Source organism: Caulobacter sp. AP07 (assembly GCF_000281955.1).
Taxonomy (GTDB): Bacteria; Pseudomonadota; Alphaproteobacteria; order Caulobacterales; family Caulobacteraceae; genus Caulobacter.
On the sequence record NZ_AKKF01000138.1, the window covers coordinates 1 to 13,730 of the forward strand.

Below are 13,730 nucleotides of genomic sequence, written 5' to 3' on the forward strand. Positions count from 1 at the left end.
CTCCCGCAAGGGGAGAAGGATCAGATCACTTCCCGCCCCAGCGCCATTTCCACGGGGCGTCGCTCTTGAGTCGCGCGACGACGAGGAAGGCGATCGCGGCGATCAGGATGATCGCCAGGCGCGGGCCGTAGGGAAGCTCGGCCAGGCCCGTGCCGAACAGGACCGCGACGAACCCCGCTGTCACCACCCAGCCTTCCCAGCTGCACGGCAAGCCGGCCCCGAGGCCGTAACGTTTGACGCGAAACCAGGGCTTGCCCATGGCGGGGCTCCAGACGGTTCTACACGGGCAGGTTTACACCCAGCTCGCCGGCCAGGTCACGGATGAACTGGTACGCCACCCGGCCCGACCGCGCCCCACGCAGCTGCGACCATTGCAGCGCCCGGCGGTCGAGGTTCTCGACCCTCAGGCCGAACCGGGCGGCATAGCCCTGGATCGCCGCCAGATAGGTGGCCTGGTCCATGGGCGGGAAGCCGATCCACAGGCCGAAGCGGTCGGAGACGCTCATCTCCTCCTCGGCGTTCTCGGCGCTGGCGATCGCACCCTGGTTTTCGGTGTGGTCGCGCGGCATCAGGTGGCGGCGGTTCGAGGTGGCGACGAACAGCACGTTCTCCGGCGGGCCGGCCACGCCGCCCTCCAGGGCCGACTTCAGGGCCTTGGCGGCCTCGGCCCCGTCCTCGAACGACAGGTCGTCGCACAGCACCACGAAGCGCTCCGCACGGGTGCGCAACGCGTCAAAGAGCGGCGGCAACGCCGTGACCTCGTCGCGATCGACCTCGACCAGCTTGAGGTCCGGGTACTCGGCGGCCAGCACCATGAAGGCCGACTTGGTCAGCGAGCTCTTGCCGGTGCCGCGCACGCCCCACAGCAGCACGTGGTTGCTGGGCAGTCCGACGGCGAAGCGGCGCAGGTTCTCGACGAAGCGGTCCTTCTGCCGCTCGACGCCGATCAGCAGGTCCAGCGCCATCGGATAGTCGGGGGCCGGTACGAAGTTACCGGCCGTCTTCCCCTGGGCGGGTTCATGCCGGAAAAGGCGGGCGGCGTCGAACGACGGCGGCGCGGAGGCGGCCGGGGCGAGGCGCTCCAAGGCGTCGGCGATGCGGGCGAGATAGGCTGTGGTGGCGTCGTCCATGTGTTGCCTCCTAGCCCCACCGCGCCGTCATTGCAAAAGGGGAGGTGAACGCATAGCTTCCGCCGACTTGGCCGGCCCCCCATGTGGGAGGGACGCCACCCAGAATTTCTTGGAGACGACATGCCCGCTGGCCTGCAAGCCCAACTGATCCAGATCGCGCCCATCGTGCTGATGGTCGTGCTGTTCTATTTCATGCTGATCCGTCCGCAGCAGCAGCGCGCCAAGGCCCACGCCGCGGCCATCGCCGCCGTCAAGCGCGGCGACAACGTCGTGCTGTCGAGCGGCATCCTGGGCAAGGTCGTCCGGGTCGAGGACAGCGAAGTCGGCGTCGAGATCGCCCAGGGCGTGACCATCAAGGTCGTCAAGAGCATGATCGCCGAGATCCGCGCCAAGGGCGAACCCGCCCCGGCCAACGACCCCAAGAGCTGATCACCCTCCGCGCCGACAACGAGGCGCCCTAGGGCGTCGTCTAGAGCCTGTAATCCATGCTGACCCTCTCCCGCTGGAAAGTCACCGCCGTCATACTGTCGGTGATTTTCGGCATCGTCTTCACCCTGCCGAATCTCCTGCCGCAGAGGACGCTCGACGCGCTTCCTGGCTGGGTTCCCCACCAGAAGCTGAACCTCGGCCTCGACCTGCAGGGCGGGTCGTACCTGCTCTACGAGGTCGACACCGACGCCCTGCGGGCCGAACGCCTGACCAACATGGTCGAGGACGTGCGGACCGCGCTGCGCAACGACCAGATCGCGTTCAGCGAACTGGGCGAGGCCGGCGGCATCGTGAGGGTGCGCGTCACCGATCCGAGCAAGGTGGACCAGGCCCTCAGCCTGCTGCGCCGCTCGGTCGGCGGGCCGTTGCAGGGCACGATCAGCGGCCGCGACGTGACGGTCAGCAACAAGGGCGACGGACGCCTGGAGCTCAGCTTCGTGGCCGAGGCCGCGCGGGCCGACGCCGCCAAGGCCGTGGACCAGTCCATCGAGACGATCCGTCGCCGGATCGACTCCCTGGGCACCAAGGAACCGATCATCACCCGCCAGGGCTACAACCGGATCGTCATCCAGGCGGCCGGCGAAAGCGATCCCAACCGTCTGCGCGCGGTGATCGGCCAGACGGCCAAGCTGACTTTCCAGATGGTCGACGATACGGTCACGCCGGAGGACATCGCCGCCGGCCGCATCCCGCCGGGCGTGATGGTTCTGTCCGGCACGGAGCCGGGCGCTCCGCCGCTGGCCATGGCCAAGCGGGCCCTGGTGACCGGCGAGGACCTGGTCGACGCCGGCCAGGCGTTCGGCCAGAACAACGAGGCGGTGGTCTCTTTCCGCTTCGGTGGCCCCGGCGCCCGCAAGTTCGGCGACGCCACGGCGCGCAACATCGGCAAGCGCTTCGCCATCGTGCTCGACAACCGGTACATCTCGGCTCCGGTCATCCAGGGCGCGATCCCCGGCGGTTCGGGTCAGATCACCGGCAACTTCACGCCGGAAAGCGCCAACGAGCTGGCCCTGCTGCTGCGCTCGGGCGCTCTGCCCGCCAAGCTGAACCTCGAGGAACAGCGCACCGTGGGGGCCGAGCTCGGCGCCGACGCCGTGCGGGCTGGCGCCATCTCGCTGGCCATCGGCGCGGCTGCCATGTTCGTGTTCATCGTCCTGGCCTACGGCCTGTTCGGGGTGTTCGCGGCCATCGCCCTGGTGGTCAACGTGCTGATGATCATCGGCATCATGTCGTTCACCCAGGCCACCCTGACCTTCCCCGGCATCGCCGGCCTGATCCTGACCCTGGCGGTCGCGGTCGACGCCAACGTGCTGATCTACGAACGGATGCGGGACGAGGCGGCGGGGGGACGATCGCCGATGTCGGCGGCCGACACCGGCTTCCGCCGGGCCATGGTCTCGATCATGGACGCCAACATCACCAGCCTGATCTCGGCCGGCATCATGTTCGGCTTCGGGTCGGGGCCCATCAAGGGCTTCGCCTGGACCCTCTCGATCGGCGTGTTCACCTCGGTGTTCACCGCCATCATCATTACTCAAGTGCTCATCGGTTGGTGGTTCAAGGTCACCAAGCCGAAGAAGCTGCCGATCGCTTAGGTTCACATCATGGTTTGGCCTCTCATCCGCCTGATCCCCCGCCAGACCCACTTCCGTTTCGTGAAGTGGGCTCCGGTCGCCGCCGGGATCTCCGCCCTGCTGATCCTTGGCTCCTGCGTGTCGTTCTTCACCCAGGGCCTGAACCTCGGCATCGACTTCAAGGGAGGCGTCTCCTTCCGCGTCGCCACCGCCGAGCAGCTGCCCTTGGCCAAGCTGCGCTCGACCCTGGAACAGGGCGGGGCGCACGACCCGCAGGTCCAGAGCTTCGGTTCCGGCAACGCCGCCATCGTGCGCTTCCTGCCCGAACCCGGCGAGGCGCCCAGCGCCGCCGCCGACCGGATGACCGCCAAGGTCGCGGAGACCTTCCCGGGCGCCAAGATCACCGACCGCTCGGAAGTCGGCCCCAAGGTGTCGGGCGAACTGCTCGGCTCGGGCTTCAAGGCGCTCGGCATCGCCCTGCTGCTGATGCTCGGCTACATCTGGTTCCGCTTCCAGTGGCAGTTCGGGGTGGGCGCCGTGGTCGCGGTGTTCCACGACATCATCCTGACGCTGGGCCTGCTGTCGGTGATGCGCATCGAGTTCTCGATGACCTCGATCGCCGCGCTGCTGACGGTGATCGGCTACTCCATGAACGAGAAGGTCATCACCTTCGACCGGCTCAAGGAGAACCTGCGCAAGTACAAGACCACGCCGCTGCGCGACATCATCGACCTGTCGGAGAACGAGCGTCTGTCGCGGACGGTCATCACCGGCACCACGGCCCTGCTGGCCCTGGGCGGGACGATGTTCTTCGGCGGCCCGGTGCTGTTCCCGCTGGTCTTCACCATGACCTTCGGCATCATCATCGGCACCTATTCGTCGGTCTATATCGCCCTGCCGCTGATCCTGGTGTGGGGCGTCAAGCGCGGCGACGAAGAGGCCGAGCCGATCAAGCTCGGCGCCGGCACCCGTCCCTGATGCTGCGCCAGCCGCCATCGATCGACGCCTGGGGCGGCGGCGGTTTCCGCGTCTCCGGCCAATGGCGCCCGGGCTCGCTGCTGATCCTCGACGATCAGCCGCGGGACTGGGCCGCCAAGGCCCTGGCCGACCTGATGCCCGGCGACTTCGCCGAAGTCTTCGCGGCCGGTCCAGCGGTCGAGTTCGTGCTGCTGGGCGTCGGCCTGGTCAACGCCCTGCCGCCGCGCCCGGTGCGCGACGCCCTCAGGGCCGCGGGCCTGGGCCTGGAGTTCATGAGCACCGAGGCCGCCGCCCGCACCTACAACGTGCTGGCCAGCGAGGGCCGCCGGCTGGCGGCGGCGCTGATCGCCGTCTGAGGCCTTCCAAGCCCGCTCTTGCCGACTCCGCGAACAGGCCTATACCTGATCGTCAGGGTTGGAATTTCAGGGGGCTGAACCATGGCCGGACTACTTTCGAATTTTCGTAACACCATCATCGTCAGCGTCATCCTGGCGCTGGTGATCCTGTTCGGGTTCGGGCACAGCCCGCACGGCTTCGACGCCGCCTACTTCCAGGCCGTCTTCCGCGTGCTGCACGTGTTCTTCGGCATCCTGTGGATCGGGCTGCTCTACTATTTCAACTTCGTGCAGATCCGGGTGATGCCGCAGATCCCGGCCGAGCTGAAGCCGGCGGTCTCCAAATATATCGCGCCCGAGGCGCTGTTCTGGTTCCGCTGGGCGGCCCTGGCCACCTGGGTGATGGGCGTGATCCTGGCCATCTCGCGGGGCTACTTCGCCGAAGCGGCGACGCTGGGCCTGTGGGGCGGCTACGAGCGCGGCGTCGACATGGGCTTCACCTTCATCGGCCTGGGCATGTGGCTGGCGACGATCATGTTCATCAATGTCTGGGGCGTGATCTGGCCGAACCAGAAGCGCGCCTTGGGCATTGTCGAGGCCGACGCGGACACCAAGGCCAAGTCCGCCCGGATCGCCATGCTGTTCTCGCGCATCAACACGCTGCTCAGCATCCCGATGCTGGTGACCATGACGATGTACCAGACGCTGTTCGGCTGATCCGTCCGCCAACGTCCTGGAGAAGGCCCGCCCATCCGGCGGGCCTTTTTCTTTTGGGCGACGTGGCGCATAAGCCGCGCCCATGACGACGCCCCTGGACGCCAGCCCCGACACCGATCTCGACGCCCTGGTCCGCCGCGTGGACCCGGATCGCTGGCTGGCCAGCCGGTTCGTCGCCGACCCCAAGGCGCGGGCCGACGTGGTGGCGCTGTACGCCTTCAACTACGAACTGGCCCGGGTGGCCGGCGGGGTCAGCAACGCCCTGATGGGCGAGATCCGCCTGACCTGGTGGCGCGAGGCCATGGAGGAGGTCGCCGCGAGGCGGCCGCCGCGCAAGCATCCCACGGTCGAGGCGGTCGCCGCCGCCGGCTATCCGCCGAGCGCCCTGGCCGAAATGGCCGAGGCGCGGATGGCCGACCTGGACGGCGCGCCGTTCGCGACCGAAGCGCAGGTCCTGGCCTATGTCGACGCCACGGCCGGGGCGGTGATGATGTTGGCCGCCTGGCGGCTGGACCCCGAGGCCGACCTCCACGCGGTGAAGAGCGCGGCGCGGGCCTATGGCCTGGCGGGGCTGTGGCGGCTGAAGCTGGCCGGCGTGGACCGGCTGCCGCCCGACTGGACCCAGGCCGACCTCCGGCGCCGGGTGCGCGAGGCCCTGGCCAAGGCGCGGGGCGAGCTGAAAGCGCTTTCGGTGGCGGCCTTCCCGGCCGCCGCCCTGGCCGCCCTGGCGGACGCCCAGACCGGAACGCGGGCGCTGGGCCAGTTGGAAGCCCGGGCCCGACTCACCTGGGCGGTGGCGACGGGCCGGGTCTGACATCGGTCGGGGACAGGCGCATGCGCCTGTCCCCGTTCACAGCCTCTACTTCTCGCCCTTGGTCCACTGGTCCAGCCAGTTCAGGACCTCGCCGTGCCACTGCACGGAGTTCTGGGCCTTGAGCACCCAGTGGTTTTCGTTGGGATAGTAGAGCAGCTTGCTGGGCACGCCCTTGCGCTGCAGGGCGGTGAAGGTGGCGATGCCCTGTTCCAGCGGCACGCGGAAGTCCTGGCCGCCCTGCACGACCAGGGTCGGCACGCTCCAGTCGGCGACGTGGTTGGCGGGGTTGAACTTCGCATAGGTGGTGTCGGGCGCGAAGGGCGGGCCGCCGTTCTCCCACTCGCTGAACCACAGCTCCTCGGTGGAATAGCCCATGAAGCGGCTGTCGAAGATGCCGTCGTGGTTCACCAGGCACTTCCACGGCTCTTTCCACTGGCTGGCGATCCAGTTGACCATGAAGCCGCCGTAGGAGCCGCCCAGGGCGCAGGCGCGGTCCTTGTCGAGGAAGCCGTACTTCGACGTCGCGAACGCCCAGCCCTTCTGCAGGTCTTCCAGCGGGCGGTCGCCCCAGTGCTGGCTGATGGCGTCGGTGAAGGCCTGGCCGTAGCCGGTCGAGCCGTGGAAATCGATCATCACCACGGCATAGCCCGCCCCGGCGTAGGTCTGGGCGTTCCAGCGATAGTGGAACAGGTTGCCGAAGCTGCCCTGCGGGCCGCCATGGATCAGGAAGGCGACGGGGTACTTCTTGGAGGCGTCGAAATTGGCCGGCTTGACCACGTAGCCGTGCACGGTCTCGCCGTTCCAGCCCGGGAAGCTGAACTGCTCGGCCTCGCCCATGGCCACGCCGGCCAGGGCTTCGGCGTTGTTGTTGGTCAGCTTGATCGGCGTCTCGGTCTTCTTGGCGGTCGAGAGCGCGTAGAGCTGGGCCGGGCCCTTCAGATCGTCCTGGGCGTAGACGATGCTGGGGCCGCCGAGGCCGAAGCCGCCGACATGGCCGGGCCCGGTCAGGGCGGTGACCTTGCCGGACTTCACGTCGAGGGCGAACAGGCGGGTCTGACCGACGTCCTCGGCCGTCGTGTAGATCGTCTTGCCATCGCTGCTCCAGGTGATCGACTGGGCCGAGTGGTCCCAGGTCGGGGCCAGTTCGCGGGTCTTGTCGCCTTCGCGGATCATGACGCCGAAGCGGTCGGCCTCGAAGCCGGGCCGCTTCATGGCCAGCCAGGCGCTGGTCTTGCCGTCGGGCGAGAAGCTGGGCTGGGCGTCCCAGGCCTTGTTGCCCTCGGTCTCGTTGACCGGCGCGGACGAACCGTCCAGCGGCGCGCGCCACAGGTCGTAATTGGTGGTCCAGGGCTCGTCGCGGCCGGCGATCTTGGCCGAGAACACCACCGACTTGCCGTCGGGGCTGATGGCGAAGTCCTCGTCGCCGCCGAACGGCTTGGTGGGCGCGTCGCCGTTGAAGCCGTTCATCAAGGCGACCGCCGGGCCGCTGGCCACGCCCTTGTCGTCCAGCTTGAGCGCGTAAAGATGGTTCTGCGTGCCGTCAGCCCAGGTGTCCCAGTGGCGGATGAACAGCTTGTCGAACACCACGCCGGTGGTCTTGACGCCGGCCTTGGCCGCCAGCCGGTCCTTGGTGCATTCCAGGGTCGGGCAGTCGGGATAGACCGGCTGGGCGATGACGATGGTCTTGCTGTCCGGGGCGACCTTGAACGCCCCGACGTCGAAGGGGGCCGTGGTCACCTGAACGGCCGTCTCGCCGGCGACGTCGGTGCGGTAGACCTGGTCCAGCCCACCCGTCCGTCCAGAGATGAAATAGACGCCCTTGCCGTCCGTCGACCAGCGCCCGCTGGACGCGCCGCCGTCCGAGATCGCCAGCCGGCGCGGCGCCATGCGGGCCTTGAGGTCGGCGATCCACAGCGACATCGAGGCCTTGTTGGCCGCGTAGTCCATCGTCCGCACGCTGTAGAGCACGTAGCGGCCGTCCGGCGACACCCGCGGGTCGCTGATCCGCTCCAGCTGGACCATGTCCTTGGCGGTGAAGCCGCGGCCCCCTTGGCCCTGGGCGGCCAAGGCCGCCGGCGCGACCGCGAAGGCGGCCAGGGAAAGGGCGAGAGCGGACGCGGCTATGCGCAAGGTCTTGGTCATCGAAACGGTATCCAGGAGATGTTGGCGCCGGAAAAGAGCGGTGAGCCTAGCGACGACGTGCGGGCCAGGCCAGAGGGAGGGCACAAGATTGCGCGGCGACCTCATGCGCCGAGCCCAAGCTCTGCAATGCGGCGTAAAAATGGCCAAGATTGGGCAAAAAAGGTCATTAGAAACAAGCCTGTAGGGAGGTAACAATCGGAAACAGGACTTGCTTTGCCGCGTCGCAGCATTGTCCCTAAATGGTACGCGGGGCGAGAGGCGGTCAAAGAGCCGCTCCGCTGGTCAAGGTAAGGGTCTCTGTTTTGTCGGCTTCGGCATATTTTCAGCACACGGTCGCCGGACCAGTGATCTTCGCGGGAGTGGGCCTGCATACGGGTTCGCACGTCCGCGTCGCCGTGCGCCCCGCGCCGGTCGACACCGGCGTGGTCTTCGTGCGGACCGACGTCCACGATCGCGACAACCGCGTGCCGGTGAAGCCCGACGCCGTCTGCCAGACCCAGCTGGGCACCGTGATCAACAACGCCGCCGACGTGCGCGTTTCCACCATCGAACACCTGATGGCCGCCCTGGCCGCCCTGGCCATCGACAACTGCGTCGTCGAGCTGGACGGTCCCGAAGTGCCGATCATGGACGGCTCGTCCGAGCCCTTCGTCCAGATCCTCGACCGCGCCGGTCGCCGCAAGCAGGAAGCCGCGCGCCGCTATATCGAGATCCTGGAGACCGTGGTGGTCGAGGACGGCGACAAGCGGGCCAGCCTGTCGCCGTCGGACCGTTTCGAGGTTGCGTTCGAGATCGCCTTCGCCAGCAAGGCCATCGGCCGCCAGCGCGTCGACCTGACCGTTGACGAAGAATCGTTCCGCGCCGAGCTTTCCAACTGCCGCACCTTCGGCTTCGTCCGCGACGTCGAGGCCTTGCGCGCCATCGGCCTGGCCCGTGGCGGCTCGATGGAGAACGCCGTGGTCGTCGACGGCGACCGGGTGCTCAACCCGGAAGGCCTGCGCCGTCCCGACGAGTTCGTGCGCCACAAGGCGCTGGACGCGGTGGGCGACCTCTATGTCCTGGGCGCGCCGGTCATCGGCCGTTTCGAGGGCGTGCTGGCCGGTCACGGCCTGAACAACGCCATTGTCCGGGCCCTGATGGCCAAGCCGCGCGCCTGGCGGATGCGGACCCATTCGGTGCAATTGGCCGAAGCCGTCTGACAATCTGGACTTGGGTATCGGCGCTTCGACCTGATTTGGTCAAAAAGCCGGTGTCAGTAGCGTTTGGGCGGATTCCTCGGGGATGCGTCTTGGGGCGTATCCTTGTCACGGCTCGGCTTCCATTTGCGCCCGCATCGGCGTGGTGTAGAAGCCTTGCACGGCGCAGGGGCGCACGTTTGCTTCGAGGGTGAAAAGTCCGTGCTTCGTAATTTCTCGGGACGTCAGGCCGCTACGGTCACCGCCGCCGTGCTGGTCGCGCTGTCGGTCAACGCCTGCGCCGGCAAGTCCAAGAAGCCCTCCCTGGCCTATGAAGAGCGCCCGGTGGAGCTGCTCTATTCGACCGGCGCCAATCGCCTGGACCGCGGCAACTGGAACGAAGCCGTCGACTATTTCCGCGAGGTCGAGCGCCAGCATCCCTATTCGGAATGGTCGCGCCGCTCGATCCTGATGACCGGCTACGCCCACTACCAGGGCAACCAGTACAACGAGGCGATCTCCGACGCCGACCGCTTCATCGGCCTGTATCCGGGCAACCCGTCGGCCTCCTACGCCTACTATCTGAAGGCCGTCTGCTATTTCGAGCAGATCGTCGACGTGAACCGTGACCAGGCCGCCACCGAACAGGCCCTGGCCTCGCTGCGCGACGTCGTCCAGCGCTATCCCAACTCGGAATACGCCCAGGACGCCCGCCTGAAGATCGACATGGTCAACGACCAGCTGGCCGGCAAGGAAATGACCATCGGCCGCTATTACCTGAAGAGCGGCCAGACCCTGGCCGCCATCGGCCGGTTCCGCACCGTGGTCGACCGCCACCAGACCACCTCGCACACCCCCGAAGCCCTCTACCGCCTGGTCGAGAGCTACATGACCCTGGGCCTGCTGGACGAGGCCAAGCGCAACGGCGCGGTGCTGGGCTACAACTTCCCGGGCGACCCCTGGTACGCCGACGCCTACAAGCTGCTCAACAACGCCGGCCTCAAGCCCGCCGTCGAGCCGCTGAAGGCCGGCAACAAGAAGAACTTCCTGGACCGTCTGACCCAGGACAAGGACGCCACCCTGGCGCCGCCCGGTGCGGAAAAGCCCAAGAAGGGCGGCATCAAGGGCATCCTGGGGATGTGATTTCAACGGGCCGGTCCTTCGAGGATCGGCCCGTTTTTCGTCGTTCGCGGGCGGTGAGAACACCCAGGGAACAAGCCCCCTTTGAAAAATGCTGATTCCCGGCGATCCTGTGTCCCATGCTGATCGGCCTTTCCATCCGCGACGTCGTGCTCATCGAGAGCCTGGACCTGGCCATCGGGCCGGGCCTGACCGCCCTGACCGGTGAAACCGGAGCCGGCAAGTCGATCATCCTCGACGCGCTGGGCCTGGCCACCGGGGCCCGGGCCGACGCCGGCCTGGTGCGGCGGGGGGCCGTCGGCCACGCCAGCGCCACGGCCATGTTCGCCCTGGCGGCCGACCACCCGGCCTTCGCCTATCTCGACGACAAGGGCCTGGACTACGGCCGCGACGAGGACCTCGTCCTGCGCCGCCAGCTGTCGGCCGACGGCCGTTCGCGAGCCTTCGTCAACGACCAGGCCACCAGCGTCGGCGTGCTCAAGGACCTGGGCGCCCTGCTGCTCGAGGTCCATGGCCAGCACGAGACGGTCGGCCTGCTCGACCCGCGCACCCATCGCACCCTGCTCGACGCCTTCGGTTCGGTGGCCGTCGGCGCCGTCGCCTCGGCCTGGAGCGGCTGGCGGGCGGCTCGCGAGAAGGCCGCCGCCCTGCGCGAGCTGGCCGACCGCGCCGCCGCCGAGACCGAGGAACTGACCCTCCGCCTCTCCGAACTGGACCGCCTGGACCCCCGCGAGGGCGAGGAGACGGCCCTGGCCGAGGAGCGGGCCCTGCTGGGCTCGGCCGAGAAGGCCCTGGCCGACATCGAGGCGGCTCGCGACGCCCTGGGCGGCGACGCGCTGTCGGGCAAGCTGGCCAGCGCCTTCCGCGCCCTGGAACGGGCCCGGGAGCGGGCCGCCCACGCCGGCGCCCCGGCCGACGGTCCGGCCATGACCCGGCTGGCCGCCGCCTGCGAGGCCATCGACCGCGCCCTGGTCGAGGCCCAGGAGGCCACCGCCGCCATCGACGCCGCCGCCGAGAGCTTCGAGTTCGAGCCCGACCAGCTGGAGAAGACCGAGGAGCGGCTGTTCGCCCTGCGCGGCATGGCCCGCAAGCTGAACGTCGCCCCCGAGCTGCTGCCCTCGGTTCGCGCCGATTTCGCCGCCCAGCTCCAGGCCATCGAAACCTCCGGCGAGGCCCTGAAGGCCGCCGAGCAGGAGGCCGCCGACGCCCGCGACGGCTACCTGTTCGCCGCCCAGGCCTTGTCGGCCGAGCGCCGCGCGGCCGGCGACCGCCTGGCGACCGCGGTTATGGCCGAACTGGCCCCGCTGAAGCTGGAGAAGGCCCGGTTCCGCGTCGCCGTCGAGGCCCTGGACGAGGACCGGGCGGGTCCGGCGGGCGTCGACCGCGTCGCCTTCGAGATCTCGACCAACCCCGGCGCGCCGTTCGGCCCGATGGAGGCCATCGCCTCGGGCGGCGAACTGGCCCGCTTCGCCCTGGCCCTGAAGGCCGCCCTGGCGGGAAGAGGCGAGGGCGCCCAGCCGCTGATGATCTTCGATGAAGTCGACCAGGGGGTCGGCGGGGCCGTGGCCGACGCCGTGGGCCTGCGCCTCAAGCGCCTGGCTGACGGTTCGCAGGGCAACGGGGCCCAGGTCCTGGTGGTCACCCACTCGGCCCAGGTCGCCGCCCGGGCCGACGCCCACTGGCGGATCGCCAAGTCCGGCGACGAGACCTCGACCCGCACCCGGGTGGAGCCGCTGTCGGCCGCCCAGCGCCAGGAAGAGATCGCGCGGATGCTGTCGGGGGCCGAGGTGACCGAAGCGGCGCGGGCGGCGGCGCGGGCGCTGATCGGCTGATTCCTCACGGTGTCATCCCGGACAAGGCCCGAAGGGCCGCCGATCCGGGACCGCCGGAAGCGCTGAGTTCACGCCCCGGTCCCGGACCGACGCGCTGCGCGCTTGTCCGGGATGACAGCTGTTTTTAGGCGAGCACCGGGTCCGCCTTTGGTGCGGCGTCCTTCCGCGACCAGCCTTTGATCCACACCTGCAGCGGCGCGTCGACGAAGCGCTCGAACAGCCAGGCGGTCAGGACACAGGCGGGCAGGGCCATGGCCCAGGTCAGCCACAGCAGCGGGCCGTCGAAATCGAGCTTGCCGCCGACGGCGCGGGTGACGCCGAACCAGACCACGGCGGCCAACTGGTTGGTCAGGAACAGCGAGAACGACAGCCGTCCCGCCAGGCTGGCCCAGCCCCAGCCCTTGGAGCCCGAGGCCCCGGCGGCGTAGATCAGCAGGCCCAGCAGGGCCAGGCTGGCATGGTCGAAGCGGCCGGCGACCTGCAGGGCCACGACCCCAACCCCGGCGAAGATCGCCAGGCCGTCGGCCAGGCGGGGCGCGATGGTGGTCGGCAGGCGCGCGATCAGCATGCCGAGGATGAACAGCGGAATGCCGCGCACCAGGCCAAACCGCAGCGGCAGCTGGTGGGCGGGGATGCCGGTGACGGCCTTGGCGGCGTAGTCGACGGCCAGGAAGATCGCCACGCCGACCGCCAGGGTTGTCCAGGGCGAGGCGACCTTGGCGGTCAGCCGCCAGGCGGTCGGGAAGCCGGCATAGCAGACGATCAGGGCCGATAGCGTCCAGGTCGGCATGTTCCAGCCCGAGGGGCCGGGCACGAACCAGGCCTGGACCAGGAAGACCTGCGGCAGGAGCTGGCTCCACTGGAACCATTGCGGGTTCTGCGGGGCCAGGCCGATGGCGCCGGTCGCCAGGACGAAGGCCACGAACAGGGCCAGCATGACCAGGTGGGCCGGCCAGATACGCAGGAGGCGGCGCTTGAGGAACTCGCCGGTTCCAACCCCGTGGCCCAACACCCGCTGGCCATAGGTCTTGGCCAGCACATAGCCCGACAGCATCAGGAAAAAGTCGGTGGCCAGATAGCCGCGTCCGAAGGCCGGATGGATGGCGAACAGCGACACCGGGGCCCGTTCAGCCACGTGGTAGAGCACGATGAACAGGGCCGCGACGAACCGCAGGAGGTCCAGGGCGCCGCCACGGGCCAGGTCGCGGGATCCGTTCTGGGACATCGTTGCGGTCTCGGACATGCGGCGGGCTCCTTCGGGGCGTCACGAGCAAGGTCTAGGCCATCGCGGTTAAGGGTCCTTCCTTATCCAGCGGGGGACATGCTCTCACGGCAAAGTCCGGCCAATCGACCCCGGTGCGCGGGGTGAGGGCGTGTCCCCAACTCATCCGCGACGTCAAATCT

General features: G+C 68.8%; 13 protein-coding genes. 9 read left to right on the forward strand and 4 right to left on the reverse strand.

What is annotated here, in order from left to right:
• Positions 1–25: 25 nt before the first annotated feature.
• Both PMI01_RS10115 and PMI01_RS10120 read right to left on the reverse strand, forming a co-directional pair.
• Positions 26–259, reverse strand: coding sequence for a hypothetical protein (locus PMI01_RS10115; protein WP_007667649.1), 234 nt, complete (start codon positions 257–259; stop codon positions 26–28).
• A gap of 19 nt (positions 260–278) precedes the next feature.
• Positions 279–1,130, reverse strand: coding sequence for an ATP-binding protein (locus PMI01_RS10120; protein WP_007667650.1), 852 nt, complete (start codon positions 1,128–1,130; stop codon positions 279–281).
• Positions 1,131–1,250: 120 nt separating this feature from the next.
• On the opposite strand from PMI01_RS10120, the gene yajC reads away from it, so the two are divergent.
• The 6 genes from yajC (at position 1,251) to PMI01_RS10150 (ending at position 6,037) form a co-directional block, all read left to right on the forward strand.
• Complete coding sequence (yajC, locus tag PMI01_RS10125; RefSeq protein WP_007667651.1) at positions 1,251–1,559, forward strand: preprotein translocase subunit YajC; 309 nt, start codon at positions 1,251–1,253, stop codon at positions 1,557–1,559.
• A gap of 56 nt (positions 1,560–1,615) precedes the next feature.
• Complete coding sequence (secD, locus tag PMI01_RS10130) at positions 1,616–3,214, forward strand: protein translocase subunit SecD (RefSeq protein ID WP_007667652.1); 1,599 nt, start codon at positions 1,616–1,618, stop codon at positions 3,212–3,214.
• Between the two features lie 9 nt (positions 3,215–3,223).
• Positions 3,224–4,171, forward strand: a complete 948-nt coding sequence (secF, locus tag PMI01_RS10135; RefSeq protein ID WP_007667656.1) for a protein translocase subunit SecF — start codon at positions 3,224–3,226, stop codon at positions 4,169–4,171.
• Positions 4,172–4,173: 2 nt separating this feature from the next.
• Positions 4,174–4,527 (forward strand): Mth938-like domain-containing protein, encoded by a 354-nt coding sequence (locus PMI01_RS10140; RefSeq protein WP_051989946.1) that lies wholly within the window; start codon positions 4,174–4,176, stop codon positions 4,525–4,527.
• A gap of 81 nt (positions 4,528–4,608) precedes the next feature.
• Positions 4,609–5,223, forward strand: a complete 615-nt coding sequence (locus tag PMI01_RS10145; protein ID WP_007667664.1) for a urate hydroxylase PuuD — start codon at positions 4,609–4,611, stop codon at positions 5,221–5,223.
• 82 nt (positions 5,224–5,305) lie between these two features.
• Positions 5,306–6,037: a squalene/phytoene synthase family protein gene (locus tag PMI01_RS10150; RefSeq protein WP_007667668.1), complete on the forward strand. Its 732-nt coding sequence runs from the start codon at positions 5,306–5,308 to the stop codon at positions 6,035–6,037.
• A 45-nt stretch (positions 6,038–6,082) separates the two neighbouring features.
• On the opposite strand, the gene PMI01_RS10155 is transcribed toward PMI01_RS10150, so the two are convergent.
• Entirely contained in the window at positions 6,083–8,179 is a 2,097-nt protein-coding gene (locus PMI01_RS10155) for a S9 family peptidase (protein WP_007667671.1), read from the reverse strand.
• Between the two features lie 302 nt (positions 8,180–8,481).
• On the opposite strand from PMI01_RS10155, the gene lpxC reads away from it, so the two are divergent.
• The 3 genes from lpxC (at position 8,482) to recN (ending at position 12,326) form a co-directional block, all read left to right on the forward strand.
• Entirely contained in the window at positions 8,482–9,378 is an 897-nt protein-coding gene (lpxC, locus tag PMI01_RS10160) for a UDP-3-O-acyl-N-acetylglucosamine deacetylase (RefSeq protein ID WP_035035651.1), read from the forward strand.
• A 153-nt stretch (positions 9,379–9,531) separates the two neighbouring features.
• Positions 9,532–10,497, forward strand: coding sequence for an outer membrane protein assembly factor BamD (locus PMI01_RS10165; RefSeq protein WP_162136387.1), 966 nt, complete (start codon positions 9,532–9,534; stop codon positions 10,495–10,497).
• Positions 10,498–10,613: 116 nt separating this feature from the next.
• Positions 10,614–12,326, forward strand: a complete 1,713-nt coding sequence (gene recN / locus PMI01_RS10170) for a DNA repair protein RecN (protein ID WP_007667687.1) — start codon at positions 10,614–10,616, stop codon at positions 12,324–12,326.
• Between the two features lie 124 nt (positions 12,327–12,450).
• On the opposite strand, the gene PMI01_RS10175 is transcribed toward recN, so the two are convergent.
• Complete coding sequence (locus PMI01_RS10175) at positions 12,451–13,569, reverse strand: acyltransferase family protein (RefSeq protein ID WP_007667690.1); 1,119 nt, start codon at positions 13,567–13,569, stop codon at positions 12,451–12,453.
• Positions 13,570–13,730: the final 161 nt, after the last annotated feature.

Coding starts and splice junctions, on each gene's coding strand:
- PMI01_RS10120 (WP_007667650.1), bottom strand. CDS start 1,130: ATGGACGACGCCACCACAGCCTATCTCGCCCGCATCGCCGACGCCTTG.
- PMI01_RS10150 (WP_007667668.1), top strand. CDS start 5,306: ATGACGACGCCCCTGGACGCCAGCCCCGACACCGATCTCGACGCCCTG.
- PMI01_RS10115 (WP_007667649.1), bottom strand. CDS start 259: ATGGGCAAGCCCTGGTTTCGCGTCAAACGTTACGGCCTCGGGGCCGGC.
- PMI01_RS10175 (WP_007667690.1), bottom strand. CDS start 13,569: ATGTCCGAGACCGCAACGATGTCCCAGAACGGATCCCGCGACCTGGCC.
- secF (WP_007667656.1), top strand. CDS start 3,224: ATGGTTTGGCCTCTCATCCGCCTGATCCCCCGCCAGACCCACTTCCGT.
- yajC (WP_007667651.1), top strand. CDS start 1,251: ATGCCCGCTGGCCTGCAAGCCCAACTGATCCAGATCGCGCCCATCGTG.
- PMI01_RS10145 (WP_007667664.1), top strand. CDS start 4,609: ATGGCCGGACTACTTTCGAATTTTCGTAACACCATCATCGTCAGCGTC.
- recN (WP_007667687.1), top strand. CDS start 10,614: ATGCTGATCGGCCTTTCCATCCGCGACGTCGTGCTCATCGAGAGCCTG.
- PMI01_RS10155 (WP_007667671.1), bottom strand. CDS start 8,179: ATGACCAAGACCTTGCGCATAGCCGCGTCCGCTCTCGCCCTTTCCCTG.
- secD (WP_007667652.1), top strand. CDS start 1,616: ATGCTGACCCTCTCCCGCTGGAAAGTCACCGCCGTCATACTGTCGGTG.